Origin of the sequence: Pseudomonas guariconensis, from assembly GCF_024127895.1 — a bacterium.
Classification (GTDB): Bacteria; Pseudomonadota; Gammaproteobacteria; order Pseudomonadales; family Pseudomonadaceae; genus Aquipseudomonas; species Aquipseudomonas guariconensis_B.
Genome location: NZ_JAMYBK010000002.1, coordinates 346,484 through 372,060, shown reverse-complemented (window position 1 = coordinate 372,060; position 25,577 = coordinate 346,484). Strand labels below are relative to the sequence as shown.

The window sequence follows — 25,577 nt, the reverse complement described above, 5'->3', positions numbered from 1 at the left end:
GCCCTGTGGGAGCCGGCTTGCCGGCGATTGGGCCACCACCGACACCACAAGGAACACACCATGAACCACGACGTCATCATCACCTGTGCCCTCACCGGCGCCGGCGACACGGTCGCCAAGAGCCACCTCGTCCCTGTCACGCCCAAGCAGATCGCCGAATCCGCCGTGGAAGCCGCCAAGGCCGGCGCCACCGTGGTCCATTGCCACGTCCGCGACCCCGAGACCGGCCGTTTCAGCCGCGACGTGGCGCTGTACCGCGAAGTGATGGAGCGCATCCGCGAGGCCGACGTGGACGTGATCGTCAACCTCACCGCCGGCATGGGCGGCGATCTGGAGATCGGCCCTGGCGAAACACCCATGGCCTTCGGCCCGGGCACCGACCTGATCGGCCCACTGGAGCGCCTGGCCCACGTGGAGGCGCTGCTGCCAGAGATCTGCACCCTCGACTGCGGCACCCTCAACTTCGGCGACGGCAACGCCATCTACGTCTCCACCCCGAGCCAACTGCGTGCCGGCGCCAAGCGCATCACCGAGCTGGGCGTGAAGGCCGAGCTGGAAATCTTCGACACCGGCCACCTGTGGTTCGCCAAGCAGATGATGAAGGAAGGCCTGCTGGACGACCCGCTGTTCCAGCTGTGCCTGGGCATCCCGTGGGGCGCGCCGGCGGACACCACCACCATGAAGGCCATGGTCGACAACCTGCCCGCCGGTGTGACCTGGGCCGGCTTCGGCATCGGCCGCATGCAGATGCCCATGGCGGCCCAGGCCGTGCTGCTCGGCGGCAACGTACGGGTGGGGCTGGAAGACAACCTGTACCTGGACCGTGGCGTGCTGGCCAGCAACGGCCAGTTGGTCGAACGCGCGGCGGAAATCATCACCCGCATGGGCGGCCGTGTCCTCAGCCCGGCAGAAGGCCGGGAAAAGATGAACCTCAAGCGCCGCTAATTCAGGAGCCGTTCGACATGCCTTACATCACCGAGATCAAGACCTTCGCCGCCCTGGGTAGCGGCGTCATCGGCAGCGGCTGGGTCGCCCGCGCCCTGGCCCACGGCCTGGACGTGGTCGCCTGGGACCCGGCCCCCGGCGCCGAGCAGGCCCTGCGCAAGCGCATCGCCAATGCCTGGCCAGCCCTTGAGAAACAAGGCCTGGCGCCCGGCGCGGCGCAGGACCGGCTGACGTTCGTCAGCACCATCGAGGCGTGCGTGCGCGACGCCGACTTCATCCAGGAAAGCGCCCCGGAGCGCCTGGACCTCAAGCTCGACCTGCATGCCAGGATCAGTGCCGCGGCCAAACCCAACGCGATCATCGGTTCCAGCACCTCGGGGCTGCTGCCGAGCGAGTTCTACGAGTCGTCCACCCACCCCGAGCGCTGCGTGGTAGGCCACCCGTTCAACCCGGTGTACCTGCTGCCGCTGGTGGAGATCGTCGGCGGCCAGCGCACCGCCCCCGAGGCCATCGAAGCCGCGAAGACCATCTACACCGCGCTGGGCATGCGCCCGCTGCACGTGCGCAAGGAGGTTCCCGGCTTCATCGCCGACCGCCTGCTCGAAGCGCTGTGGCGCGAGGCCCTGCACCTGGTCAACGATGGTGTGGCCAGCACGGGCGAGATCGACGACGCGATCCGCTTCGGCGCCGGCCTGCGCTGGTCGTTCATGGGCACCTTCCTGACCTACACCCTCGCCGGTGGCGATGCCGGCATGCGTCACTTCATGTCGCAGTTCGGCCCGGCGCTCAAGCTGCCCTGGACCTACCTGCCGGCCCCGGAACTGACCGACAAGCTGATCGACGATGTGGTCGAGGGCACCGCCGAGCAGTTGGGCGAGCACAGCATCGCCGCGCTGGAGCGCTACCGTGACGACACCCTGCTGGCGGTACTGGAGGCGGTGAAGCACAGCAAGGCCCAGCACGGCATGGCCTTCGGCGATTGAGGAGCACCTGATGCCAGCACTGACCACCTACCGCACTCCAGTCCAGGAGGGCTGGGTCGACTACAACGGCCATCTGCGCGATGCCTATTACCTGCTGATCTTCAGCTACGCCACCGATGCGCTGATGGAGCGCATCGGCCTGGATGCCGACAGCCGTGGGCAGAGCGGCCATTCGCTGTTCACCCTGGAGGCGCACATCAACTACCTGCATGAGGTGAAGCTCGGCACCGAGGTGTGGGTGCAGACGCAGATCGTCGGCTTCGACAAGAAGCGCCTGCATGTGTACCACAGCCTGCACCGGGTAGGGTTCGACGAGGCGTTGGCGGCCAGCGAGCAGATGCTGCTGCATGTGGACCTGGCGGGGCCGAAGTCGGCGCCGTTTGGCGAGCGCAGCGTGGCGTTGCTGCAAGGGTTGCGGGAGGCACAACGAGACCTGCCGCCTGCCGAGTTCGTCGGGCGCGTGATGCGATTGCCTGGTTGACCGATGCCAGTTGGGGCCGCTGTGTCGCGAAAGGCGCGCACAGCGGCCCCGAAGGTATGTACCGCAGAAAAAAATAACCCCGGAAAGCCGTGAGCATCCGGGGCCAAGAGCGAGCAACATCCACTTTGCATGAGCGAGGGTGACCAAACCCTCCGTTGCCGTGAATGACGCCAGTGTGCGGCCTCTGCGGGCCGTCGATTTAGCCGGGAACGACCTGTTCTTAGCCAAAGCAGCCATTGCGACACACTGCCCTTGCGGGCATGTCGCCGTGGACACAGAATCGGTCGTGAATCACAGCAGCACTCTCTTAGCGATAAAAGGGACAACAGCCATGATGCATGCGGATTTGATCGATCAGGACGACCTGCTGGGCCAACTGCGCGCCCTGGGCTTCGAGATGCCGGCCGGGGCCAGTGCCGAACAGGCCTGCGAGGTCGCCGTGCGCGGCCTGACCGAACCCAATGCCCGGGCCCTGCGCGGCATGGTCGAGCAGATGTACACCGGCAGCGCCACCATCCTCCCGGCCGTGCGCCAGGCCATCGACAAGCAGCTGTTGCCGGCGTTGGCGCAGTTCAACAAACGCGCCTGATTGGCTAATGCTGTTCACTTAAGTCCGATGTGACATCGATTGGGGCTGCCTTGCAGCCCTTCGCGGGCAAGCCCGCTCCCACAGGGTCGTGCATTTGCAGCGTACTTGTGGGAGCGGGCTTGCCCGCGAAGGGCCGCAAGGCGGCCCCAATTGCTTAAGTGAACAGCATTAGCCTGATTGGCGGCCCCAACAGCTCAGAGCCTCACACTGGCAAACGTCGACTCGTTGCGCGCCTGGCTCAGTGCCCCCAGCGGCCCACCATGGGGCGACAGGGCCATGGCCTGCGGGATCGGCATCATCGCCACCTGTTGCGCGGTATTGGAGCCGACACGCTCGTCACGCGGCGGAATGCCGAAGTATTCGCGGTAGCACTTGGAGAAGTGCGGCGTGGACACGAACCCACACACCGACGCCACCTCGATGATCGACATGGGCGTCTGCTTGAGCAACTGACGCGCACGGATCAGCCGCAGCTTCAGGTAGTAGCGCGACGGCGAGCAGTGCAGGTACTTCTGGAACAGGCGCTCGAGCTGGCGCCGCGACACCGAGACGTACACGGCCAGCTCGTCCAGGTCGATCGGCTCCTCCAGGTTGGCCTCCATCAGCGCAACGATCTCCTGCAGCTTCGGCTGGTTGGTGCCGAGCATGTGCTTGAGCGGTACGCGCTGATGATCCTGTTCGTTGCGGATGCGCTCGTAGACGAACATCTCGGAGATCGCCGCCGACAGTTCGCGGCCATGGTCGCGGCTGATCAGGTGCAGCATCATGTCCAGCGGCGCGGTACCGCCGGAACTGGTGAAGCGGTTGCGGTCGAGGGTGAACAGACGGGTGCTCATGTTGACCCGCGGGAAGGCCTCCTGCATGGCCGCCAGGCATTCCCAGTGCACGCTGCAGTCGAAACCGTCGAGCAGGCCTGCACAGGCCAGCGCCCAGCTGCCGGTGCACACCGCACCCAGGCGGCGCGACTGGCGGGCCTGGGCCTGCAGCCAGGTGACGTGCTCACGGGTCACCGAGCGCTGGATACCGACGCCACCGCAGACGATCACGGTATCCATCGGCGGCGCGCTGTGCATGGCCGCATCGGGGGTGATCTGCAGGCCATCGCTGGCCCAGACCTGGCCGCCATCGACCGTCAGGGTGTGCCAGCGGTACAGCTCGCGACCGGACAACTGGTTGGCCATGCGCAGGGGCTCGACCGCGGACGCCAGGGAAATGAGGGTGAAGTTGTCCAGCAGGAGAAAGCCGATGGACTGGGGGGCTGTGCGGTTCTGGGTTGGATTCCCGGAGGTGTACGACGTCATCGCGATTTCTCCTCACACAAATGCAGGGTGTGCCTCAGGCGGGCACTGTTTCTTGTAATGGCCCCGATTCGGATGCAGGGGCTTTGCCAATCTCGACGCAAACGCCGTGCCTGAAATTGAACGGCTATCCAAAAAAACTCAAAAACGACGTCGTCATGCGACGTGTAGAGCTTTTCTGGCGAGGTGGTAGGTAAACGCAAACAGGCGCGCCAGCGCCTTTGCGTGTAACTGCTGAGCAATTCGGTAGCACTTGTGGGAAAGATGCCCAGAAGCGACATACTTGAGTGTCACCGACAACGACACCTCTGGTAGCGACAGCCGACGGCCGGTGGGTGTCGGCCGCTGCGCCAACAGGTGGCACAGCGGCCTGGAACGGGCGAAAACGGCGCATCAGCACTCGATGGCGCTGACCGCCAGGCCACCGCGCGAGGTTTCCTTGTACTTGTCGTGCATGTCGGCACCGGTGTCGCGCATGGTGCGAATCACCTGGTCGAGGGAGATGAAGTGCTCGCCGTCGCCGCGCAGGGCCATCTGCACCGCATTGATCGCCTTGACCGCGGCGATGGCGTTGCGCTCGATGCACGGCACCTGGACCAGGCCGCCGACCGGGTCGCAGGTCAGCCCCAGGTTGTGTTCCAGGGCGATCTCGGCGGCGTTCTCCAACTGCGCCGGGGTCGCCCCGAGCACCTCGGCCAGGCCCGCGGCGGCCATGGCGCAGGCCGAACCGACCTCGCCCTGGCAACCGACTTCGGCGCCGGAGATCGAGGCGTTCTTCTTGCACAGGATGCCCACCGCCGCCGCGCCGAGGAAGAACTCCACCACGTTGGATTCGTCCACCGCATCGGAGAAGCGCATGTAGTAGTGCAACACCGCCGGGATGATGCCGGCCGCGCCATTGGTGGGCGCGGTGACCATGCGCCCGCCGGCGGCGTTCTCTTCGTTGACCGCCAGGGCGAACAGGTTGACCCACTCCATGGCACTCATGGTCGAGCCGATCACGTTGGGCTTGCCCAGCTCCTGCAGGCTGCGGTGCAGCTTGGCCGCGCGCCGGCGCACATTGAGCCCGCCGGGCAGCGTACCCTCGTACTTGAGGCCGTTGTTCACGCATTCCTGCATGGCGTGCCAGAGCTTGAGCAGGCCGGCGCGGATCTCTTGCTCGCTGCGCCAGGCCTTTTCGTTCTCCATCATCAATTGCGACACGCGCATGTCGTTTTGCTTGCACAGCCGCAGCAGCTCGGCGGCGCTGTTGAAATCGTAGGGCAGCACCGTCTGGTCGGCATCCAGCACGCCGCTGGCGGCCTGGGCGGCATCGACCACGAAGCCGCCGCCGACCGAGTAGTAAGTGTCACGGTGCAGCTCGCCCTGCTCGCCTTCGGCGACCAGGGTCATGGCGTTCGGGTGATAGGGCAGGTTCTCGTCGAGCAGCAGCATGTCGCGGGCCCAGACGAACGCGATGGGCAGGCGGCCATCCAGCAGCAGCGTGCTGGTTTCGCGCAGCTCGGCGATACGCGGGGCGATCACCGTGGGGTCGATGGCGTCGGGCCATTCGCCCATCAGGCCCATGATAGTGGCGTTGTCGGTGCCGTGGCCGATGCCGGTGGCCGACAGCGAGCCGTACAGCCGCACCTCGACCCGCCTTACCCGCTCCAGCTCGCCGCGCTCGCGCAGGCCCTGGACGAACAGGGCGGCGGCGCGCATGGGGCCGACGGTGTGGGAGCTGGAAGGCCCGACACCGATCTTGAACAGGTCGAACACGCTGATGGCCATTGTCGAATCACCTCTTGATGGGCTTGTCTCCCCACGCCAGGCGTGAGGTCGCACAGCTGCTAGGCTGAACGCCGTGAATGCTCGCATCATCGGGCTTTTGCCCCACCTCCCGGCGTCTGCAACCGACGCCATTTTGTCCGGCAGCGCCGCCCTGGCCCGGTCACCGACCGACGCTTCCAGGCGCTCGGATGACGCAAAAAGACGGGGGAACGGGTGGAAGACCCCATATGCGACATCGCCCTTACTGGATGCGACCCGTCCTGTACTGGTTACGACCCCACCAGTAGGCGATTGCCGAGCACTGGGGGATTATCGAAAGCGACTCGTATTGCACGGCCTCGCAACCTGCCCTCTGCAGGCCTGGTCGACCGGACCCCGAGAACGTCCGGCGCCCCGCGCGAACCCGAAGATAAAATCACAGGAGTCCATTCATGAAAGCTTCACCCTCGCTGTTGCTGGCCGCGTTGCTGTCCGCTCCGCTGCTGGCCCAGGCCGCCGAACCCGAGCAGTGCCGAACGGTAAGGTTCTCCGATGTCGGCTGGACCGACATCACCGTGACCACCGCGGTGACCAGCGTCGTGCTCGAAGCCCTGGGCTACAAGACCCACACCACGATGATCTCGGTACCGGTGACCTACAAGTCGCTGGCCGCCGGCAAGGACCTCGACGTGTTCCTCGGCAACTGGATGCCGACCATGGAGAACGACATCAAGCAGTACCGCGACGCCGGCACCGTCGAGACGCTGCGCGCCAACCTGGAGAACGCCAAGTACACCCTGGCGGTGCCCCAGGCGCTGTACGACAAAGGCCTCAAGGATTTCGCCGACATCGTCAAGTTCAAGCGCGAACTGGGCGGCAAGATCTATGGCATCGAGCCGGGCAACGACGGCAACCGCACCATCCAGAACATGATCGACCAGAACGCCTTCGGCCTGAAGGACGCCGGTTTCAAGCTGGTGCAGTCCAGCGAGGCCGGCATGCTGTCGCAGGTCGACCGGGCGCAGAAGCGCGGTGATGCCGTGGTGTTCCTCGGCTGGGAACCGCACCCGATGAACAAGCGCTTCAAGATGCAGTACCTCTCCGGCGGCGACGATTTCTTCGGCCCCGAGTACGGCAAGGCGACGGTGCTGACCAATACCCGCAAGGGCTACGCGCAAGAATGCAGCAACGTTGGCCAGTTGCTGAAGAACCTGTCGTTCACCTTGGACATGGAAAGCACGCTGATGGGCAACGTCCTGGACGACAAGATGAAACCCGAGGCGGCCGCCAAGGCGTGGCTGAAGAACAACCCGCAAGTGCTCGACACCTGGCTGGCCGGGGTGACGACCGTGGACGGCGAACCGGGGCTGGAGGCGGTAAAGGCCAAGCTGACGCAGTAGCAGTAATGGATGCAATAGCAGTAGGCACTACCTCGGGGCAGGACCGTGCCCGCCCCGGACTGATTTCAATCTTTGCAGGTGGAAGCTCGCTATCATGCTTATCGAACAGAAAATACCCCTGGGACAGTACATCGCGTCGTTCGTCGAATGGCTGACCCAGAACGGCGCAGATTACTTCGACGCCATCGCCCAAGGCCTGGAGTTCATGATCCATGGCGTCACCAGTGCCCTGACCTGGTTCAACCCCTACGTTCTCATCGCCCTGTTCGCCGCTCTGGCGCACCTGATCCAGCGCAAATGGGCCCTCACCGCGTTCGTTGCCTTCTCGTTCCTGCTGATCTTCAACCTGGGCTACTGGCAGGAAACCATGGAGACCCTGGCGCAGGTGACCTTCGCCACCGTGGTCTGCGTGGCCATCGGCGTGCCGCTGGGCATCCTCGCGGCGCACAAGCCGTGGTTCTACACCGGCATGCGGCCGATCCTCGACCTGATGCAGACGGTGCCCACCTTCGTCTACCTGATCCCGACCCTGACCCTGTTCGGCCTGGGCGTGGTACCGGGGCTGATCTCCACGGTGGTGTTCGCCATCGCCGCGCCGATCCGCCTGACCTACCTGGGGATCTGCGACGTACCCCAGGAGCTGATGGACGCCGGCAAGGCCTTCGGCTGCTCCCGGCGCCAGTTGCTGACCCGCATCGAACTGCCACACGCGATGCCGAGCATCGCCGCTGGCGTCACCCAGTGCATCATGCTGTCGCTGTCGATGGTGGTGATCGCCGCCCTGGTGGGCGCGGACGGCCTGGGCAAACCCGTGGTCAACGCATTGAACACCGCCGATATCTCGCTGGGCTTCGAAGCGGGCCTGGCGATCGTACTGCTGGCGATCATGCTCGACCGTATCTGCAAGCAACCGGAGCTGCCGGCAAGGGGTGAAGCATGAGCATCATTCGTTTCGAAGACGTCGACGTCATCTTCTCCAACAAGCCTCGCGAGGCCCTCGCCCTGCTCGACCAAGGCCAGACCCGCGAGCAGATCCTCAAGAAGACCGGCCTGGTGGTCGGTGTGGAAAAGGCCAACCTGGACATCGACAAGGGCGAGATCTGCGTGCTCATGGGCCTGTCCGGCTCGGGCAAGTCGAGCCTGCTGCGTTGCATCAACGGCCTGAACACCGTCAGCCGTGGCAAGTTGTTCGTCGAGCATGAAGGCAACCATATCGACATCGCCCACTGCACCCCGGCCGAGCTGAAGATGATGCGCACCAAGCGCATCGCCATGGTGTTTCAGAAGTTCGCCCTGATGCCCTGGCTGACCGTGCGCGAGAACATCAGCTTTGGCCTGGAGATGCAGGGGCGCCCGGAAAAGGAACGGCGCAAGCTGGTGGACGAGAAGCTCGAGCTGGTGGGCCTGACCCAGTGGCGCAACAAGAAGCCCGACGAGCTCTCCGGCGGCATGCAGCAGCGCGTGGGCCTGGCCCGGGCGCTGGCCATGGATGCCGACATCCTGCTGATGGACGAACCCTTCTCGGCCCTCGACCCGCTGATCCGTCAGGGTCTGCAGGACGAGCTGCTGGAGCTGCAGCGCAAGCTGAGCAAGACCATCGTGTTCGTCAGCCACGACCTGGACGAGGCACTCAAGCTGGGCAGCCGCATCGCCATCATGAAGGACGGCCGCATCATCCAGTACAGCAAGCCCGAAGACATCGTCCTGAACCCGGCGGACGACTACGTGCGCACCTTCGTTGCCCACACCAACCCGCTCAACGTGCTGTGCGGGCGCAGCCTGATGCGCACCCTGGACAAGTGCAAGCGGATCAACGGTTCGGTGTGCCTGGACCCGGGCGTGGACTCCTGGCTCGACCTGGGCGAAGGCGGTTCGATCAAACGTGCCCGCCAGGGCCAGAATGGCCTGGACCTGCAGAACTGGGCGCCAGGGCAGGATGTGGAGACGCTGGCGCGCAAGCCGACCCTGGTGAGTGCCGACATCGGCATGCGCGAAGCCCTGCAGATCCGCTACCAGACCGGTAACAAGCTGGTGCTGCAAGAGAACGACAAGGTGGTGGGGATTCTTGGCGACAGCGAGCTGTATCACGCGTTGCTGGGCAAGAATCTCGGCTGATCGTGAATCGGGGGCTGCTTTGCAGCCCCAGGGTTCAAAGCCCCACGCGCAGAATCAGCGAACGACGATTCCCCGCGCCGCCATGTAGGCCTTGGCCTCGGGCACGGTGTACTCGCCGAAGTGGAAGATGCTCGCCGCCAGCACCGCGCTGGCATGCCCTTCCAGGATCCCGTCAGCCAGGTGCTGCAGATTGCCCACGCCGCCCGAGGCGATCACCGGGATGCCCACGGCATCGCTGATGGCGCGGGTCACGCCCAGGTCGAAGCCGCTCTTCATGCCATCCTGATCCATGCTGGTGAGCAGGATCTCGCCCGCCCCCAGGCCTTCCATCTTCTTCGCCCAGGCCACCGCATCCAGGCCGGTCGGCTTGCGCCCGCCGTGGGTGAAGATCTCCCAGCGCGGCGTCTCGTCGGGGCCGCTGACCTTCTTGGCGTCGATGGCGACGACGATGCACTGGGAGCCGAAGCGCTCGGCCGCCTCGCCGACGAACTCGGGGTTGAACACCGCGGCGGTATTGATCGAGACCTTGTCGGCACCGGCGTTGAGCAGGTTGCGGATGTCCTGCACGGTACGCACGCCACCGCCCACGGTCAGCGGGATGAACACCTGGCTGGCCATGCGCTCGACGGTATGCAGCGTGGTGTCTCGGCCATCGACGCTGGCGGTGATGTCGAGGAAGGTGATCTCGTCGGCACCCTGCTCGTCGTAGCGCCGGGCGATCTCCACCGGGTCGCCGGCATCGCGGATGTTCTCGAACTTGACGCCCTTGACCACCCGGCCGTTGTCCACGTCCAGGCAAGGGATGATGCGTTTAGCTAAAGCCATGGGGGACTCCTGGGGAGCAGCTGCAAGCTTCAAGCGGCAAGAGAAAGGCCGGACCGCGTACTGCCTTTATCTTGCCGCTTGCAGCTTGCCGCTCCTGTCAATAGTTGTCGCAGAAGGCCTGGGCCTCGGCGACGTCGAGGGTGCCTTCGTAGATGGCACGGCCGGTGATAGCGCCGATGATGCCCGGCGCCTTGGCGTCCAGCAGGGCCTTGATGTCGCCCAGGTTGTGGATGCCGCCCGAGGCGATCACCGGGATCGACGTGGCTTCGGCCAGGGCCTTGGTGAAGGGCACGTTGCAGCCCTGCATCATGCCGTCCTTGGCGATGTCGGTGTAGACGATCGCCGAAACGCCATCGGCCTCGAAACGCTTGGCCAGGTCGATGACCTGCACCGAGCTGACCTCGGCCCAGCCGTCGGTGGCGACGAAACCGTCCTTGGCGTCCAGGCCGACGATGACCTTGCCCGGGAAGGCCTTGCACGCTTCGGCGACGAACGCTGGCTGCTTGACCGCCTTGGTACCGATGATCACGTAGCTGACGCCGGCCTTGACGTAGTGCTCGATGGTTTCCAGCGAGCGGATGCCGCCGCCGATCTGGATCGGCAGCTGTGGGTAGCGCTTGGCGATGGCGGTGACCACCTCGCCATTGACCGGCTGGCCTTCGAAGGCGCCATTGAGGTCGACCAGGTGCAGGCGACGGCAGCCCCCCTCGACCCATTTGGCGGCCATGCTCACCGGGTCGTCGGAGAATACGGTGGAGTCTTCCATGCGACCTTGGCGCAAGCGTACGCAGGCACCATCCTTGAGATCGATAGCGGGGATAATCAGCATGCTCTTTCCTTCATCAATTCAAGCGGCAAGCGGCAAGCCACAAGCTGCAAGCAATGCGCGGTGGTTGTTCGATAGGCGATCAGGCTTTAGCTTGCGGCTTTCAGCTTTTTTCCAACGCCCATAGGTCGCTTTCGATGCTCTCGAACCGCTCCTTGAGGTGCAGCTGAACATCGGCAATCGCCCTGTTGTAGTAATGGGGTGCAATTTCCTTGCTGAACAGTTCGAGAACCTCGGCCACTTCGAATGAGCCCAGTTGCAGCTCGAAGCGGTCCTCCAGGAACCGCTTCAAGGTGTCGAGGGCCTCGCGCTCCTGCTCGGGGGCCAGGGTGAGGACCGGCGCCTTGGTCCGCGACCTGCTCATCTACCAGCGCCCGTCCCAGGCGATGAAGTTCTGCAGCAACTGCAGGCCATGGGTATGGCTCTTCTCCGGGTGGAACTGCACGGCGAAGCGCGGGCCATCGGCCAGCGCCGCCGCGAAGTCGACGCCGTAGTGGCCGCGGCCGACCACCTGGCCCGGCTTGCCGGCATTGATGTAGTAGCTGTGCACGAAGTAGAAACGGGCCCGGTCGGGGATATCGTGCCACAGGGGGTGGTCGATGGCCTGGCTGACCTCGTTCCAGCCCATGTGCGGCACCTTCAGGTGCTCGCCGTCTTCCTGCAGGCCTTTGCCGAAGAAGCGCACCTGGCCGGGGAACAGGCCGATGCAATCGACGCCGTCGTTCTCCTCGCTGTGCTCGAGCAGCGCCTGCATGCCGACGCAGATGCCGAGGAATGGACGGTCCTGGCTGACCTCGCGGACCAGACCATCGAAGCCCAGGCGACGGATTTCGGCCATGCAGTCACGGATCGCGCCGACGCCGGGGAACACCACCCGGTCGGCCTCGCGGATCACCGCGGCGTCGCTGGTGATCAGCACCTTGCCGGCGCCGACATGCTCCAGGGCCTTGGCCACCGAGTGCAGGTTGCCCATGCCATAGTCGATAACGGCGACTGTCTGCATTACAGGCATCCCTTGGTCGAAGGCATCTGCCCGGCCATGCGCTCGTCCAGCTCGACGGCCATGCGCAGGGCGCGGCCGAAGGCCTTGAACACCGTCTCGATCTGGTGGTGGGTGTTGTGGCCACGCAGGTTGTCGATGTGCAGGGTCACCAGGGCGTGGTTGACAAAGCCCTGGAAGAACTCCTGGAACAGGTCGACGTCGAAGCCACCGACGCTGGCACGGGTGTACGGCACATGCATCTGCAGCCCCGGGCGGCCGGAGAAGTCGATGACCACGCGCGACAGCGCTTCGTCCAGCGGCACGTAGGCATGGCCGTAGCGGCGGATGCCCTTCTTGTCGCCGATGGCCTTGGCGAAGGCCTGGCCGAGGGTGATGCCGACGTCTTCCACGGTGTGGTGGTCGTCGATATGCAGGTCGCCCTTGCACTCGATGTCCAGGTCGATCAGCCCATGCCGGGCGATCTGGTCGAGCATGTGTTCAAGGAAAGGCACACCGATATCGAATCGGGCCTTGCCACTGCCATCGAGGTTGATCGAGGCCTTTACCTGGGTTTCCAGGGTATTGCGCTCGACGGAAGCCTTACGTTCGACCATCACCAGCTCCGCAAAATCATTGGGCGAAAAGGCTGCCATTATAGGCCCAGAACGCGCCGGCTTGGAACGCGGATGACATATGGCAGCGCCAGGCCATTTTTGCGCCCGCCGCCCCGTCCAAGGAACTGCGGTAGTGGATGAGGTCAAACCTGTACTGGCCAAACCATCGGCGCCTTCTTCAACATTCGTAAGAAATGCCCTGTATCGCTTGTCTGATACGCAGGAGCCATCGCCGCGGCGCTATACTTTGCCGCTTGAATTTCAAAATCGGACTACAAGGACTCGCCCATGAAAGCGTTCGGCAAAATCCTGGGGCTGGGGCTTCTCGGGTTGCTGCTGATCATCGTGGCGCTGGGCTTCGCCCTGACCCACCTCTTCGATCCCAACGACTATAAAGACGAGATTCGCCAGCTGGCCCGCGACAAGGCCCACGTCGAGCTGACCCTCAACGGTGAAATCGGCTGGAGCCTGTTCCCGTGGCTGGGCCTGGAGCTGCATGACGTCAGCGTCGCCACGCTGAACAACCCCAAGGCGCCGTTCGCCGACCTGCAGATGCTCGGCCTGTCGGTGCGCGTACTGCCCCTGCTGCGCCGCGAAGTGCAGATGAGCGACGTGCGCGTCGAGGGCCTGAACCTGACGTTGACCCGCGACGAACAGGGCCACGGCAACTGGGAAGACATCGGCAAGCCCCTGCCCGAGCAGAGCGCCAGCAGCGGCGCCAAGCCCGCCGAGCCCACCGCCAGCGAGCCCCCGGCCAGCCAGCAAGGTGCCAACGAGCGCCAGGTCAAGTTGGACATCGACAGCCTGACCGTGAACAACGCCCGGGTGCAGTACACCGATGCCCGCAGCGGCCAGAGCTTCAGCGCCGAAAGCATCCAGCTGAGCACCGGCGCGGTGCGCGAGGGCGTGAACATCCCGCTCAAGGCCAGCGCCTTCCTGAGCGCCAGCCAACCGAACCTCAAGGCCCGCACCGAGCTGACCGGCGAACTGCGCTTCGACCGTCGGCTCAAGCGCTACAACTTCGAGGACATGCGCCTTTCCGGCGAGACCTCGGGCGAGCCGCTGGCCGGCAAGACCATGACCTTCGCCGCCCAGGGCCAGTTGCTGGTCGACCTGGCAGCCAACGTCGCCTCGTGGAACGGCCTGAAGCTGTCGGCCAACCAGCTGCGCGCCCTGGGCGAACTGAACCTGCGCGACCTGGACAAGACCCCGCAACTGAGCGGTGGCCTGTCCGTGGCCCAGTTCGACCTGCGCACCTTCCTCGACAGCATCGGCCACCCGCTGCCGGCCACCGCCGACCCGGCCGCGTTCGGCAAGCTGGAGCTGGTCAGCCGCCTGCAGGGCAACCCGAACAGCCTGGCCCTGGAAGACCTGGCGGTGAAACTGGACGACAGCACCTTCAGCGGCCGCGTGGCCGTCGAAGACGTCGCCAAGCAGGCCTTGCGCCTGCGCCTGAAAGCCGACAAGTTCGACGCCGATCGCTACTTCCCGGCCAAGAGCGAGGAGGCCAAGGGCGCCACGGCCGCCCGCCAGGCCGAGGTCAAGCAGCAGGAAGCCCGCGCGGTGACTGGCACCACCCCGCTACCCAACGCCCCGACCCAGGTGGCCTGGAGCAACGACAAGCTGCTGCCGGTGGACCGCCTGCGCGCACTCGACCTGCAGGCCGACCTGTCGTTCGGCGCCCTGACGCTGGACAAGCTGCCGATCGCCGACGCCCAGCTCAAGGCCAGCGGCCAGGGCGGCCTGGTGACCCTCCAGACCCTGCGCGGCAGCCTGTACAACGGCAGCTTCGAGGCCAAGGGCACCGTCGATGTACGCCCGGCCGTACCACAGATCGGCGTCAACACGAAGATCACTCGCGTGCCGGTGGAGCACTTCATCAAGCGCGAAAGCCCGGACCAGGCCCCGCCGGTCAAGGGCCTGCTGACCCTCTCCAGCGACCTGACCGCCACCGGCAACAGCCAGAAGGCCCTGGTCGATACCCTCAACGGCAAAGCCAGCTTCACCATCAACGATGGCGTGCTGGTCAACGCCAACCTGGAACAGCAACTGTGCCAGGCCATCGCCACCCTCAACCGCAAGACGCTCAGCGGCGAGCCGCGCGGCAAGGACACGCCCTTCCAGGAACTGCGCGGCAGCCTGGTGATACGCAACGGCGTGGCCAGCAACCCGGACCTGAAGGCGCGCATCCCCGGCCTGGCCGTCAACGGCCATGGTGACGTCGACCTGCGCGTGCTGGGCATGGACTACAACATCGGCGTGATCGTCGAAGGCGACCAGCGCGCCATGCCTGACCCGGCCTGCCAGGTCAACGAGCGCTACGTTGGCGTCGAACTGCCGCTGCGCTGTCGCGGCCCGCTGGAGCTGGGTGCCAAGGCCTGCCGCCTGGACCAGGACGGCCTGGGCAAGGTCGCCGCCAAGCTGGCCGGCAATCGCCTGAAGGAGAAACTGGATGACAAGCTCGACGAAAAGCTCGGTGACAAGGTGAGCCCGGAAGTCAAAGAGGCACTCAAGGGGCTGTTCAAACGATGAGTCCCGAGCAGTTCTCCAGCGCCGTGCTGGACTGGTACGACCAGCACGGCCGCCACGACCTGCCCTGGCAACAGGGCATCACCCCCTACCGTGTCTGGGTCTCGGAAATCATGCTGCAGCAGACCCAGGTCAGCACCGTGCTCAACTATTTCGACCGTTTCATGCAGGCCCTGCCCACAGTACGGGCCCTGGCCGAGGCACCAGAGGACGAGGTACTGCACCTGTGGACGGGCCTGGGCTACTACACCCGCGCACGCAACCTGCAGAAGGCGGCGAAGATCGTGGTCGAAAAGCACGGCGGCGAATTCCCACGCAGCGTCGAGCAGCTCACCGAGCTGCCCGGCATCGGCCGCTCCACCGCTGGCGCCATCGCCAGCATCAGCATGGGCATTCGTGCACCGATCCTCGACGGCAACGTCAAGCGCGTGCTGGCCCGCTATACCGCCCAGGCCGGCTACCCGGGCGAGCCGAAGGTGGCCAATGCCCTGTGGGCCAATGCCGAGCGCTTCACGCCGATGACCCGGGTCAACCACTACACCCAGGCGATGATGGACCTGGGGGCGACGCTGTGCACCCGCAGCAAGCCCAGTTGCCTGATCTGCCCGCTGCAGCAAGGTTGCCAGGCGCACCTGCTCGGCCAGGAAACCCACTACCCCGAGCCCAAGCCGCGCAAGGCCCTGCCCCAGCGCCGCACGCTGATGCCGATCCTGGCCAACCAGCAAGGCGCCATCCTGCTCTACCGCCGCCCCTCCAGCGGCCTGTGGGGTGGCCTGTGGAGCCTGCCGGAGCTGGACAGCCTGGAGCAGCTCGACGACCTGGCCTACCAGCATGGCCTGCGCATGACCGCCAGCCACGCCCTGGAAGGCCTGACCCACACCTTCAGCCATTTCCAGCTGGCCATCGAGCCCTGGCTGGTGCGCGTCGACCCGGCCGGCTCGCACGTGGCCGAGCCCGACTGGCTCTGGTATAACCTGGCCACCCCGCCGCGCCTGGGCCTGGCTGCCCCGGTCAAGAAACTGCTCAAACGCGCGGCCGACGAATTGATTGCAGGAGAGCCCCGATGACCCGCACCGTGATGTGCCGCAAGTACAAAGAAGAACTGCCCGGCCTTGAGCGCCCGCCCTACCCCGGCGCCAAGGGCCAGGACATCTTCGACAACATCTCAAGGCAGGCCTGGGACGAATGGCAGAAGCACCAGACCATGCTGATCAACGAAAAGCGCCTGAACATGATGAACGCCGAGGACCGCAAGTTCCTCCAGGCGGAGATGGACAAGTTCTTCTCCGGCGAAGACTACGCCAAGGCCGAAGGCTACGTTCCCCCCAGCGAATGAGCCTCGGAAACGTAAGCGACGGAATTAATTTAAAAAATTTTCAAAAAGTCGTTGACGTGATCCTGAAAAACCCTTTTAATGCGCCCCGTTGCCCAGATAGCTCAGTCGGTAGAGCAGGGGATTGAAAATCCCCGTGTCGGCGGTTCGATTCCGTCTCTGGGCACCAAATACCGAAACCCTGGATCGAAAGATCCAGGGTTTTTTTGTGCCTGTCAGTCGGCGCAAGCGCCCTCTGTGGGAGCTGGCTTGCCAGCGATGGGGCGCGAAGCGGCCCCTGGCCCGGACGATCAGCCCAGCATTGACCGACATCAAAAAGCCATCAATCAGCGAGTCCTAGCATATCGGGTGGACACTCGAATCGACCCGAAGGGACTTCCATGAGCGACGACTCCACGCCCCTGCTCTCCCCCACGCCCGCCCAGGACGCCAGCCCAGGCATCGCCTCGATCCCTCGCCGCCGCCCCTCACGCCCGCGCAAGCCCGCCGCCAGGATCAAGCCCGAGCCGACCATCAGCGCCATCAGCCAGCAACCCGCCGCCCTGGAAGTGGCCACCGCCCGCCACGGCAGCAGCGAGGACAGCACCTCGGCGCGCCTGCCGGCCAACTACCCATACCGCACCCGCCTGCGCCGCCAGGACTACGAGAAGGCCAAGCACAACCTGCAGATCGAGCTGCTCAAGGTGCAGAGCTGGGTGAAGGAAACCGGCCAGCGCGTGGTCATCCTCTTCGAAGGCCGCGACGCGGCGGGCAAGGGCGGCACGATCAAGCGCTTCATGGAACACCTGAACCCGCGTGGCGCGCGGATCGTCGCCCTGGAAAAGCCCTCCGAGCAGGAAAAGGGCCAGTGGTACTTCCAGCGCTACATCCAGCACCTGCCCACGGCTGGCGAAATGGTGTTCTTCGACCGCTCCTGGTACAACCGCGCCGGCGTCGAGCGGGTGATGGACTTCTGCACGCCGCTGCAGTACCTGGAGTTCATGCGCCAGGCCCCGGAGCTGGAGCGCATGCTGTGCAACAGCGGCATCCTGCTGTTCAAGTACTGGTTCTCGGTGAACCGCGAGGAGCAACTGCGCCGCTTCATCTCCCGCCGCGACGACCCGCTCAAGCACTGGAAGCTCTCGCCCATCGACATCAAGTCGCTGGACAGGTGGGAGGACTACACCGCGGCCAAGGAGGCCATGTTCTTCCACACCGACACCGCCGACGCGCCCTGGACGGTGATCAAGTCCGACGACAAGAAGCGCGCGCGGATCAACTGCATCCGCCACTTCCTGCATTCGCTGGACTATCCGGGCAAGGACCACAGCGTGGCCCATGCACCCGACCCACTGCTAGTGGGGCGGGCTTCGCGGGGGTTCGAGGAGGATGAGCCGGCACCGCAGGCCAGTTGAACCCCAGGTCTGCTGCGCAGCCCTTTCTCGACACAAGGCCGCTCCCACAGGCTCGCCGCTGCTCTTGAGAGTAGCGCGCTCCCTGTGGGAGCTGGCTTGCCAGCGATGGGCCGCACAGCGGCCCCAATCGGCCAACGCTTGGGTTTCTTCGGCAACTACGCTTCAATACGCGCATTTTCCAGACACCCCCAAGGATCTACCCCATGGCCTCCAACACCAAGCAACAGAAACGCGCCAAGCGCGCCGCCGCCAAGGCCAAGCAGAACCGCATGGTGCGCAGCGGCCAGGCGGTCAAGGCCAGCACCGGCGAGAGCGCCAGCGTCGAGCAGGTGTTCACCAAGGCCATGGACTCGGGCAGCTACAACAGCCTGTTCGACAAGATGAAAGAAGCCCAGGAGAACGGCCTGGTGCCGATGATCTCGGTATTCCTGGTCGACCCGCTGCTGGCGCTGGTACTCAAGGGCCACAAGGAAGAGCACGCCACCGACTACATCGTCATGGTCTTCACCGCCTACCGCAAATGGCTCGACGGCACCGACGAAGACACCACCATGGCCTGGCTGGAAAGCGATGAGTTCCAAGAAGCCTATGTGGCAGCCTCCGAAGCGGTGGCCAAGCAGCAGCAACAGCAGAAGCAGTTCGGCTGAAACCCTATCGCCGGCGAGCCCCACGCAGGTCTGGGCCGATCAAGAACGATGGGGGTTGCAGAGGCCCTGCGGGAGCGGCCTTGCGTCGCGACAGGAGCATAAAGCGGTCCCAATGAAAAGGCCGCGCCCTGCACAGGACGCGGCCTTTTCATTCACAGCAGCCCACCTCAGTTGTCCAAGGCCACCTGCCCGGCCGCCTGGCCTTCGGCCTTGCGCTTGCGATGCACCAGCAAGCCAGCCGCGACCACGCCAATGCTCAGCAGCGCAGTGGCGATGATCTCGGCGCGATGATCCTCACGCAAGGCCATCACCGCCAGCACGGCGACGATGAAGGCGATGGCCGCCCAGGTCAGCCCCGGGAACAGCCACATCCTGAAGGCGATCGTCTCGCCACGGGCCTCACGCTGGCTGCGCATGCGCAGTTGCGACACGGCGATCACCAAGTACACCAGCAAGGCGATGGCGCCGGAGCTGGCCAGCAGGAACTCGAACACCGCCGCCGGGGCGACGAAGTTGGCGAACACGGTCAGGAAGGCCGCGGCAGTGGACAGCAGCACCGCCCAGTGCGGGGTGCCGGCCTTGGTGGTGCGCTGGGCCAGGGCCGGGGCGTCGCCGCGCTTGCTCAGGGAGAACAGCATGCGCGAGGAGGTGTACAGCGCCGAGTTCAGGCAGCTGGTCACGGCGATCAGCACGACGATGTCGACGATCAGCTTGGCGTTGGGCACGCCGATCCGGCTCAGCACGGTCTGGTAGGAGCCGGTCTCGGCCAGGGCCGGATCGTTCCACGGCACCAGGGCCACGACCAGGAAGATCGACACCAGGTAGAACAGGCAGATACGCCAGATCACCGAGTTGGTGGCGCGGGTGATCTGCTTGCCCGGGTCCTTCGACTCCGCCGCCGCGATGGTGACGATCTCGGTCCCCATGAACGAGAACATGGTCGTCAGCATGGCCGCCAGCACGGCGCCCAGGCCATTGGGCATGAAGCCCTGGGTATCGAACAGGTGGCTGGCGCCGCTGACCTGGCTACCTGGCGCCAGGCCGAACATGGCCACGCAACCGACCACGATGAAGCCGATGATCGCCAGCACCTTGAGCAGGGCGAACCAGAATTCGAACTCGCCGTAGTTCTTCACGCTGAACAGGTTGGTGCCGGTCAGCACCAGGGTGATGACCAAGGAGAAGGCCCACAGGTCCACGGCAGGGAACCAGGCGTGCAGGATGGCCGCCGCGGCGTTGGCCTCCAGCGGGATCACCAGGACCCAGAACCACCAGTACAGCCAGCCGATGGTGAAACCGGCCCAGCGCCCGATGGCGCGGTCGGCGTAGGTGGAGAAGGAACCGGTGTCCGGCGAGGCGATGGCCATCTCGCCGAGCATGCGCATCACCAGCACCACCAGGGTACCGGCGGCGGCATAGGCGAGCAGCACGGCCGGGCCGGCCAGGGCGATGGCGTGGCCGGAGCCGACGAACAGGCCGGCGCCGATCACGCCAGCGATGGACAGCATGGTCACATGCCGTTGCTTGAGCCCCTGAGCGAGGTCATTGGAATTGTGCTTACCGCTCATAAAACTACCTTTGTAAGGAGTGGACCGTCCGAACGTGATAGCAAGCGCGCCCTGGGGTCGATCCAGGCACCGCTGCATTCGGCCCTCTCCTGCTGGCAATAAGCGAGCCACCCGGCCAGGACACTCGTCCGAAAACTCCCCAGCCCCCAAGTAGCACCGCCTTGCGGGGCATTCAGCCAGCCCTTGACCGAAAGGCCATCATTGCCCCATGCCAAGCCTGGATTACTGAAATACTCACTTACAAACGCACCAAAGGTGCTCCTCGGTAACACCTGCGCACGAAAATGCTGCATGAAAAAGCGCAACCCATCAGCGCAACCTGGCCAAGGCATAACGCGCAAGAAAGCGCCACCCGGCCAAAAACGGCTTCCCAGGCACGTCCAAAGCTGGCACCATCGCGCCTTTTTTCATCAAGGCTCCGGTGCTGGGCGAAGGCGCCCGCGGACATCCTCGCGACAGTCCGCTGCAACGATGCGACAAACTGTCCCGCCAGCGACCCGAGCCCCTTGCGACCTGGTTGGCTGTCATTCCGCCGCTATGCTAGCTTGGCGCTCGCCAGGAAGGCCGCCAACAGCTGGGAACGCACCCGAACACATGAGGACCGCACATGGCCCAGGCCACGCCCGCGCTGGAAATCCGCAACCTGCACAAACGCTACGGCGACCAGGAAATTCTCAAGGGCATTTCGCTGACCGCCCGCGACGGTGACGTGATCTCGATCCTCGGCTCGTCCGGTTCCGGCAAGTCCACCCTGCTGCGCTGCATCAACCTGCTGGAGAACCCGCACCAGGGCGAGATCTTCGTCGCCGGCGAGGCGCTCAAGCTCAAGGCGACGAGGAACGGCGACCTGATCGCTGCCGACAATCGCCAGATCAACCGCCTGCGCAGCGAGATCGGCTTCGTCTTCCAGAACTTCAACCTCTGGCCGCACATGTCGATCCTCGACAACATCATCGAGGCGCCGCGCCGCGTCCTCGGCCAGAGCAAGGCCGAGGCCATCGAGCACGCCGAGGCGCTGCTCAACAAGGTCGGCATCTACGACAAGCGTCATGCCTACCCCGCCCAGCTTTCCGGTGGCCAGCAGCAGCGCGCCGCCATTGCCCGTACCCTGGCCATGAAGCCCAAGGTCATCCTGTTCGACGAGCCGACCTCGGCCCTCGATCCGGAAATGGTCCAGGAAGTGCTTAACGTTATCCGTGCGCTCGCCGAAGAAGGCCGTACCATGCTGCTGGTGACGCACGAGATGAACTTTGCCCGCCAGGTGTCCAGCGAAGTGGTCTTCCTGCACCAGGGCCTGGTCGAAGAGCAAGGAACGCCGCAGCAGGTCTTCGAAAACCCGAACTCGGCGCGTTGCAAGCAATTCATGTCCAGCCACCGCTAACGGAGCAACACATGCAAACCTATAAGAAATTCCTCCTGGCCGCCGCCGCCACCCTGGTCTTCTCGGCCAACGCCATGGCCGCGGAAAAACTGCGCATGGGTATCGAAGCGGCCTACCCGCCGTTCAACAACAAGGACGCCAGCGGCAACGTGGTCGGCTTCGACAAGGACATCGGCGACGCCCTGTGCGCCAAGATGAAGGTCGAGTGCTCGGTCGTCACCTCCGACTGGGACGGCATCATCCCGGCCCTGAACGCCAAGAAGTTCGACTTCCTGGTGTCCTCGCTGTCGATCACCGAGGAGCGCAAGCAGGCCGTCGACTTCACCGACCCGTACTACTCCAACAAACTGCAGTTCATCGCGCCGAAGAACGTCGACTTCAAGACCGACAAGGCCTCGCTCAAGGGCAAGGTGATCGGCACCCAGCGCGCCACCCTGGCCGGTACCTGGCTCGAGGACAACTACGGCGACGACGTCGACATCAAGCTCTACGACACCCAGGAAAACGCCTACCTGGACCTGGTTTCCGGGCGCATCGACGGCATCCTGGCCGACAAGTACGTGCAGTACGAGTGGCTCAAGAGCAAGGACGGCCAGAACTTCGAGTTCAAGGGCGAGCCTGTGGTAGACAGCGACAAGATCGGCATCGCCGTGCGCAAGGGTGACCCCCTGCGCGAGAAGCTCAATGCCGCACTGCAAGAAATCAAAGCCGACGGTACGTACAAGAAGATCAACGACAAGTACTTCCCGTTCAGCATCGAATGATACGCCCCGACCGGCACCGCCTCGCGCGGTGTCGGTCCCTTGAACGCACCTGCCCATGAATATCGACCTGCACGGATTCGGTCCGGCCCTGGCGGCCGGCACCCTGATGACCGTAAAACTGGCGCTTTGCGCCCTGCTGCTGGGGCTGGTCCTGGGCCTGCTCGGCGCCTTGGCCAAGACCTCCTCGATCAAACCGCTGCAATGGCTCGGCAGCACCTACTCGACCCTGGTGCGCGGCGTGCCCGAACTGCTCTGGGTCCTGCTGATCTACTTCGGCACCGTCAGCCTGATGAACCGCATCGGCGAAGCCCTCAACATACCGGGGCTGGAACTCAATGCCTTCGCCGCCGGCGTGATCGCCCTCGGCCTGTGCTTCGGCGCCTATGCCACGGAGGTATTCCGTGGCGCCATCCTGGCGATCCCCAAGGGCCATCGTGAGGCCGGCCTGGCCTTGGGCCTGTCCAAGGGGCGCATCCTGTCGCGGATCATCCTGCCGCAGATGTGGCGCATCGCCCTGCCTGGCCTGGGCAACCTGTTCATGATCCTGATGAAGGACACCGCACTGGTTTCGGTGATCGGCCTGGAAGAAATCATGCGTCATTCGCAGATCGCCGTGACCGTGAGCAAGGAGCCGTTCACCTTCTATATGGTCGCTGCCTGCATCTACCTGAGCCTGACCATCGTCGCCATGGTTGGCATGCACTTCATGGAAAAACGCGCCGCTCGCGGCTTCGTGAGGGCCGAGCAATGAACTGGGAAGTCATCATCAAGTGGCTGCCACGCCTGGCCCAGGGCGCGACCCTGACCCTGGAGCTGGTGGCCATCGCGGTCATCGCCGGGCTGATCCTGGCCATCCCGCTGGGCGTTGCCCGTGCCTCGCGCCACTGGTACGTGCGCGCCCTGCCCTACGGCTACATCTTCTTCTTCCGCGGCACCCCGCTGCTGGTGCAGCTGTTCCTGGTGTACTACGGCCTGGCCCAGTTCGATGCGGTACGCAGCAGCGCCCTGTGGCCCTACCTGCGCGACCCATTCTGGTGCACCGTGCTGACCATGACCCTGCACACCGCCGCCTACATCGCCGAGATCCTGCGCGGCGCGCTGCAGGCCATCCCCAAGGGCGAGATCGAGGCGGCGCGCGCCCTGGGCATGTCGCAGAGCAAGACACTGTTCTACATCATGCTGCCACGGGCCGCGCGCATCGGCCTGCCGGCCTACAGCAACGAAGTGATCCTGATGCTCAAGGCCAGTGCCCTGGCCAGTACCGTGACCCTGCTGGAACTGACCGGCATGGCCCGGACCATCATCGCCCGTACCTACCTGCCGGTGGAGATCTTCTTCGCGGCCGGGGTGTTCTACCTGTTGATCTCCTTCGTCCTGGTGCAGTGCTTCAAGCTGCTCGAGCGCTGGTTGCGCGTCGACGCCTGCCAAGGGCGATGAACGCTTCGCGGGCAAGCCCGCTCCCACAGGCCGCGCTGCCCTTGAGATCGCTGTGGGAGCGCGCCGGACCGGTCGGAAAGGGGCGCACAGCGCCCCCGAAAGGCGCCGCCCGCTAACTGACCGCCCTCGACCCTCGCCCCCGAACACGCCGCAACACCGCCATCCATAATGCAACCATGAGCAAGATCCCCTTCCTCCATGGCGACCAGCTCGCCGAGCGCTTCCACGCACTCGACCGCTTTCTCGCCCAGCACCAGCAGCTCTGGCGCCCCCGCCCGTTCACCCAGCTACGCATGGCCTGGGAAACGGACCACCCCGAGCTCTCGACCTGGCTGCGCCAGCGCTCCCTGGAGGAAGCCGAGGCAGCCCAGCAGCACCTCGATCAGCTCCCTGCCCCCGCCCCTTATCCACAGCTCGCCCAGCAGGCCAGGCAACTGTCCACGGTCGGCGAATTGCCAGACGCCGGCCTCCCCTCGGCCGGCCATCGCCTCGATGCCAACGTCCCCGGCCGCAAATGGCAACAGATCGAAGCCTTCAGCCGCCGCCTGAGCTTTCGCGAGCACACGCACCATTGGCTGGACTGGTGCTCGGGCAAAGGCCACCTGGGTCGGCGTGTATTGCAAGCAGGGCAGCGCCTGACCTGCCTGGAACACGATGCCGAGCTGGTCGCTGCCGGCCAGGCGTTGAGCGATCGCCACCGGCTACCCGCGACCCACGTACGACAGGATGTGCTCGCCGAAGACAGCGCCCGCCACCTGGGCGGCGACAGGAGCGTGGTCGCCCTGCACGCCTGCGGAGACCTGCACGTACGCCTGCTGCAACTGGCCAGCCAGCAGGGCTGCCACCAGATGGCGGTAGCCCCCTGTTGCTACAACCGCATCCAAGGCACGCACTACCAGGCGTTATCCGCAGCTGCGCAGGCTTCGAACCTGCAGCTCTCGCTGGACGACCTGGGCCTGCCCTTGAGCGAAACCGTCACCGCCGGCACCCGGGTACGCCGCCAGCGCGATGAGTCCATGGCCCGACGCCTGGGTTTCGACCTGCTGCAACGCCAGCAGCGCCAGCGCGACGAATACCTGCCCACACCCTCGCTACCGGTCGCCTGGCTGGCGAAGCCCTTCGCCCAGTACTGCCGCGACCTGGCCGCGCTCAAGGCGCTAGAGATCACCGGCGAGCCGGACTGGGCGGCTTTGGAAGCGGCAGGCCAACGACGCCTGGCCGAAGTGCGCAACCTGGAGCTGGTGCGCAACCTGTTCCGTCGTCCGCTGGAGCTCTGGCTGGTACTGGATCGCGCCCTGTTCCTCCAGGAACAAGGCTACGCCGTGCGCCTGGGCGTGTTCTGCGACTACCACCTGACACCACGCAACCTGCTGTTGCTGGCCGAACGCGGCGGATAGCCGCACATGCTTGACAGCCTGTGGATAACTCTGTGAACAAGCTTGTGATGAAAATCACGAAATCTTGGATCCAAACGCTATTTCAGCCGCTCGGCTTATTCCACCCACCGCTCGAAAACCAAGGAAAACAGGCCTTTGCGCAAAGACCGACGGCAGTGTCGATCGGCATGCTTTTCGCGCAAGCCCGGCATGCCGCTTGTGCATAAGCGTGCCAGGCAGGCGCGCTGGATGCCGTTTTCCGGGCCCGAGCCATACCTATGGATACTCGCCATCGCCCAGCGCGTATGGCATCAATTGCATGACCTGCGACACCCCTCCAG

The 25,577-nt window shown here is 64.9% G+C and carries 25 protein-coding genes and 1 tRNA gene; 18 read left to right on the top strand and 8 right to left on the bottom strand.

All coding sequences use genetic code 11. From position 1 onward, the window contains the following. Positions 1 to 60 precede the first annotated feature (60 nt). The 4 genes from NJF35_RS04230 (at position 61) to NJF35_RS04215 (ending at position 2,998) form a co-directional block, all read left to right on the top strand. Positions 61 to 945, top strand: a complete 885-nt coding sequence (locus NJF35_RS04230; RefSeq protein WP_225786540.1) for a 3-keto-5-aminohexanoate cleavage protein — start codon at positions 61 to 63, stop codon at positions 943 to 945. Between the two features lie 17 nt (positions 946 to 962). Then, on the top strand, positions 963 to 1,928 hold the full coding sequence (locus NJF35_RS04225) for an L-carnitine dehydrogenase (RefSeq protein WP_253081698.1): 966 nt from the start codon (positions 963 to 965) through the stop codon (positions 1,926 to 1,928). A 10-nt stretch (positions 1,929 to 1,938) separates the two neighbouring features. Then, on the top strand, positions 1,939 to 2,409 hold the full coding sequence (locus NJF35_RS04220; RefSeq protein WP_253090703.1) for a thioesterase family protein: 471 nt from the start codon (positions 1,939 to 1,941) through the stop codon (positions 2,407 to 2,409). 331 nt (positions 2,410 to 2,740) lie between these two features. Beyond that, the gene (locus NJF35_RS04215) at positions 2,741 to 2,998 is read left to right on the top strand and encodes a hypothetical protein (protein WP_225786543.1); all 258 of its coding nucleotides are present in this window, start codon (positions 2,741 to 2,743) and stop codon (positions 2,996 to 2,998) included. Between the two features lie 194 nt (positions 2,999 to 3,192). Here the strand turns inward: NJF35_RS04215 and NJF35_RS04210 are convergent, their stop codons facing one another. Next, on the bottom strand, positions 3,193 to 4,299 hold the full coding sequence (locus NJF35_RS04210; protein ID WP_225786544.1) for a GlxA family transcriptional regulator: 1,107 nt from the start codon (positions 4,297 to 4,299) through the stop codon (positions 3,193 to 3,195). Between the two features lie 390 nt (positions 4,300 to 4,689). Further along, entirely contained in the window at positions 4,690 to 6,066 is a 1,377-nt protein-coding gene (locus NJF35_RS04205; RefSeq protein ID WP_253090702.1) for an L-serine ammonia-lyase, read from the bottom strand. A gap of 431 nt (positions 6,067 to 6,497) precedes the next feature. On the opposite strand from NJF35_RS04205, the gene NJF35_RS04200 reads away from it, so the two are divergent. The 3 genes from NJF35_RS04200 (at position 6,498) to choV (ending at position 9,560) form a co-directional block, all read left to right on the top strand. Further along, entirely contained in the window at positions 6,498 to 7,445 is a 948-nt protein-coding gene (locus NJF35_RS04200) for a choline ABC transporter substrate-binding protein (RefSeq protein ID WP_253090701.1), read from the top strand. 94 nt (positions 7,446 to 7,539) lie between these two features. After that, on the top strand, positions 7,540 to 8,385 hold the full coding sequence (gene choW, locus NJF35_RS04195; RefSeq protein WP_262923779.1) for a choline ABC transporter permease subunit: 846 nt from the start codon (positions 7,540 to 7,542) through the stop codon (positions 8,383 to 8,385). Further along, on the top strand, positions 8,382 to 9,560 hold the full coding sequence (gene choV / locus NJF35_RS04190; RefSeq protein WP_225786547.1) for a choline ABC transporter ATP-binding protein: 1,179 nt from the start codon (positions 8,382 to 8,384) through the stop codon (positions 9,558 to 9,560). The genes choW and choV overlap by 4 nt, the downstream gene beginning before the upstream one ends. Before the next feature lie 54 nt (positions 9,561 to 9,614). On the opposite strand, the gene hisF is transcribed toward choV, so the two are convergent. The 5 genes from hisF to hisB all read right to left on the bottom strand — a co-directional run bounded on the left by hisF (position 9,615) and on the right by hisB (position 12,807). After that, on the bottom strand, positions 9,615 to 10,385 hold the full coding sequence (hisF, locus tag NJF35_RS04185) for an imidazole glycerol phosphate synthase subunit HisF (RefSeq protein ID WP_225786548.1): 771 nt from the start codon (positions 10,383 to 10,385) through the stop codon (positions 9,615 to 9,617). A 97-nt stretch (positions 10,386 to 10,482) separates the two neighbouring features. Then, positions 10,483 to 11,214 carry a 1-(5-phosphoribosyl)-5-[(5-phosphoribosylamino)methylideneamino]imidazole-4-carboxamide isomerase gene (gene hisA / locus NJF35_RS04180; RefSeq protein WP_253081642.1) on the bottom strand — a complete coding sequence of 244 codons (732 nt, stop codon included), beginning with the start codon at positions 11,212 to 11,214 and terminating at the stop codon, positions 10,483 to 10,485. Between the two features lie 100 nt (positions 11,215 to 11,314). After that, entirely contained in the window at positions 11,315 to 11,575 is a 261-nt protein-coding gene (locus tag NJF35_RS04175; protein ID WP_225786550.1) for a DUF2164 domain-containing protein, read from the bottom strand. Further along, positions 11,576 to 12,214: an imidazole glycerol phosphate synthase subunit HisH gene (hisH, locus tag NJF35_RS04170; RefSeq protein WP_225786551.1), complete on the bottom strand. Its 639-nt coding sequence runs from the start codon at positions 12,212 to 12,214 to the stop codon at positions 11,576 to 11,578. It abuts the gene before it with no gap. Further along, positions 12,214 to 12,807 (bottom strand): imidazoleglycerol-phosphate dehydratase HisB, encoded by a 594-nt coding sequence (gene hisB / locus NJF35_RS04165; RefSeq protein ID WP_225786552.1) that lies wholly within the window; start codon positions 12,805 to 12,807, stop codon positions 12,214 to 12,216. Before hisB ends, hisH begins: the two co-directional genes overlap by 1 nt. Positions 12,808 to 13,095: 288 nt before the next feature. Here hisB and NJF35_RS04160 point away from each other — a divergent pair, with 288 nt between their 5' ends. The 6 genes from NJF35_RS04160 (at position 13,096) to NJF35_RS04135 (ending at position 18,710) form a co-directional block, all read left to right on the top strand. Beyond that, on the top strand, positions 13,096 to 15,339 hold the full coding sequence (locus NJF35_RS04160; protein ID WP_253090700.1) for an AsmA family protein: 2,244 nt from the start codon (positions 13,096 to 13,098) through the stop codon (positions 15,337 to 15,339). Further along, complete coding sequence (gene mutY, locus NJF35_RS04155) at positions 15,336 to 16,403, top strand: A/G-specific adenine glycosylase (RefSeq protein WP_253090699.1); 1,068 nt, start codon at positions 15,336 to 15,338, stop codon at positions 16,401 to 16,403. The genes NJF35_RS04160 and mutY overlap by 4 nt, the downstream gene beginning before the upstream one ends. Then, positions 16,400 to 16,672, top strand: a complete 273-nt coding sequence (locus NJF35_RS04150) for an oxidative damage protection protein (RefSeq protein ID WP_225786555.1) — start codon at positions 16,400 to 16,402, stop codon at positions 16,670 to 16,672. Before mutY ends, NJF35_RS04150 begins: the two co-directional genes overlap by 4 nt. 90 nt (positions 16,673 to 16,762) lie before the next feature. Next, positions 16,763 to 16,838, top strand: a tRNA-Phe gene (locus tag NJF35_RS04145). Between the two features lie 211 nt (positions 16,839 to 17,049). Next, positions 17,050 to 18,063: a polyphosphate kinase 2 gene (gene ppk2 / locus NJF35_RS04140; protein ID WP_253081640.1), complete on the top strand. Its 1,014-nt coding sequence runs from the start codon at positions 17,050 to 17,052 to the stop codon at positions 18,061 to 18,063. A 203-nt stretch (positions 18,064 to 18,266) separates the two neighbouring features. Next, entirely contained in the window at positions 18,267 to 18,710 is a 444-nt protein-coding gene (locus NJF35_RS04135) for a hypothetical protein (RefSeq protein WP_225786557.1), read from the top strand. 167 nt (positions 18,711 to 18,877) lie between these two features. Here NJF35_RS04135 and gabP read toward each other — a convergent pair whose 3' ends face one another. Then, positions 18,878 to 20,278 (bottom strand): GABA permease, encoded by a 1,401-nt coding sequence (gabP, locus tag NJF35_RS04130; RefSeq protein ID WP_225786558.1) that lies wholly within the window; start codon positions 20,276 to 20,278, stop codon positions 18,878 to 18,880. Between the two features lie 607 nt (positions 20,279 to 20,885). Between gabP and NJF35_RS04125 the strand changes: the two genes are divergently transcribed. From NJF35_RS04125 to NJF35_RS04105, 5 genes are all read left to right on the top strand, one after another. Beyond that, on the top strand, positions 20,886 to 21,659 hold the full coding sequence (locus NJF35_RS04125) for an ABC transporter ATP-binding protein (RefSeq protein WP_225786559.1): 774 nt from the start codon (positions 20,886 to 20,888) through the stop codon (positions 21,657 to 21,659). A gap of 11 nt (positions 21,660 to 21,670) precedes the next feature. Beyond that, positions 21,671 to 22,423, top strand: coding sequence for an ABC transporter substrate-binding protein (locus NJF35_RS04120; RefSeq protein ID WP_225786560.1), 753 nt, complete (start codon positions 21,671 to 21,673; stop codon positions 22,421 to 22,423). 55 nt (positions 22,424 to 22,478) lie between these two features. Beyond that, a complete protein-coding gene (locus tag NJF35_RS04115) occupies positions 22,479 to 23,174 on the top strand; it encodes an ABC transporter permease (protein ID WP_225786561.1) in 696 nt (231 codons plus the stop codon). Further along, a complete protein-coding gene (locus NJF35_RS04110) occupies positions 23,171 to 23,860 on the top strand; it encodes an ABC transporter permease (protein WP_253090698.1) in 690 nt (229 codons plus the stop codon). Before NJF35_RS04115 ends, NJF35_RS04110 begins: the two co-directional genes overlap by 4 nt. Before the next feature lie 176 nt (positions 23,861 to 24,036). Then, on the top strand, positions 24,037 to 25,257 hold the full coding sequence (locus NJF35_RS04105) for a methyltransferase (protein WP_253090697.1): 1,221 nt from the start codon (positions 24,037 to 24,039) through the stop codon (positions 25,255 to 25,257). The last annotated feature ends 320 nt before the right edge of the window (positions 25,258 to 25,577 follow it).

Excerpts from the sequence above, each read along its gene's own strand:
- NJF35_RS04230 (WP_225786540.1), top strand. The coding sequence starts at position 61 with ATGAACCACGACGTCATCATCACCTGTGCCCTCACCGGCGCCGGCGAC.
- NJF35_RS04225 (WP_253081698.1), top strand. The coding sequence starts at position 963 with ATGCCTTACATCACCGAGATCAAGACCTTCGCCGCCCTGGGTAGCGGC.
- NJF35_RS04220 (WP_253090703.1), top strand. The coding sequence starts at position 1,939 with ATGCCAGCACTGACCACCTACCGCACTCCAGTCCAGGAGGGCTGGGTC.
- NJF35_RS04215 (WP_225786543.1), top strand. The coding sequence starts at position 2,741 with ATGATGCATGCGGATTTGATCGATCAGGACGACCTGCTGGGCCAACTG.
- NJF35_RS04210 (WP_225786544.1), bottom strand. The coding sequence starts at position 4,299 with ATGACGTCGTACACCTCCGGGAATCCAACCCAGAACCGCACAGCCCCC.
- NJF35_RS04205 (WP_253090702.1), bottom strand. The coding sequence starts at position 6,066 with ATGGCCATCAGCGTGTTCGACCTGTTCAAGATCGGTGTCGGGCCTTCC.
- NJF35_RS04200 (WP_253090701.1), top strand. The coding sequence starts at position 6,498 with ATGAAAGCTTCACCCTCGCTGTTGCTGGCCGCGTTGCTGTCCGCTCCG.
- choW (WP_262923779.1), top strand. The coding sequence starts at position 7,540 with ATGCTTATCGAACAGAAAATACCCCTGGGACAGTACATCGCGTCGTTC.
- choV (WP_225786547.1), top strand. The coding sequence starts at position 8,382 with ATGAGCATCATTCGTTTCGAAGACGTCGACGTCATCTTCTCCAACAAG.
- hisF (WP_225786548.1), bottom strand. The coding sequence starts at position 10,385 with ATGGCTTTAGCTAAACGCATCATCCCTTGCCTGGACGTGGACAACGGC.
- hisA (WP_253081642.1), bottom strand. The coding sequence starts at position 11,214 with ATGCTGATTATCCCCGCTATCGATCTCAAGGATGGTGCCTGCGTACGC.
- NJF35_RS04175 (WP_225786550.1), bottom strand. The coding sequence starts at position 11,575 with ATGAGCAGGTCGCGGACCAAGGCGCCGGTCCTCACCCTGGCCCCCGAG.
- hisH (WP_225786551.1), bottom strand. The coding sequence starts at position 12,214 with ATGCAGACAGTCGCCGTTATCGACTATGGCATGGGCAACCTGCACTCG.
- hisB (WP_225786552.1), bottom strand. The coding sequence starts at position 12,807 with ATGGTCGAACGTAAGGCTTCCGTCGAGCGCAATACCCTGGAAACCCAG.
- NJF35_RS04160 (WP_253090700.1), top strand. The coding sequence starts at position 13,096 with ATGAAAGCGTTCGGCAAAATCCTGGGGCTGGGGCTTCTCGGGTTGCTG.
- mutY (WP_253090699.1), top strand. The coding sequence starts at position 15,336 with ATGAGTCCCGAGCAGTTCTCCAGCGCCGTGCTGGACTGGTACGACCAG.
- NJF35_RS04150 (WP_225786555.1), top strand. The coding sequence starts at position 16,400 with ATGACCCGCACCGTGATGTGCCGCAAGTACAAAGAAGAACTGCCCGGC.
- ppk2 (WP_253081640.1), top strand. The coding sequence starts at position 17,050 with ATGAGCGACGACTCCACGCCCCTGCTCTCCCCCACGCCCGCCCAGGAC.
- NJF35_RS04135 (WP_225786557.1), top strand. The coding sequence starts at position 18,267 with ATGGCCTCCAACACCAAGCAACAGAAACGCGCCAAGCGCGCCGCCGCC.
- gabP (WP_225786558.1), bottom strand. The coding sequence starts at position 20,278 with ATGAGCGGTAAGCACAATTCCAATGACCTCGCTCAGGGGCTCAAGCAA.
- NJF35_RS04125 (WP_225786559.1), top strand. The coding sequence starts at position 20,886 with ATGGCCCAGGCCACGCCCGCGCTGGAAATCCGCAACCTGCACAAACGC.
- NJF35_RS04120 (WP_225786560.1), top strand. The coding sequence starts at position 21,671 with ATGCAAACCTATAAGAAATTCCTCCTGGCCGCCGCCGCCACCCTGGTC.
- NJF35_RS04115 (WP_225786561.1), top strand. The coding sequence starts at position 22,479 with ATGAATATCGACCTGCACGGATTCGGTCCGGCCCTGGCGGCCGGCACC.
- NJF35_RS04110 (WP_253090698.1), top strand. The coding sequence starts at position 23,171 with ATGAACTGGGAAGTCATCATCAAGTGGCTGCCACGCCTGGCCCAGGGC.
- NJF35_RS04105 (WP_253090697.1), top strand. The coding sequence starts at position 24,037 with ATGAGCAAGATCCCCTTCCTCCATGGCGACCAGCTCGCCGAGCGCTTC.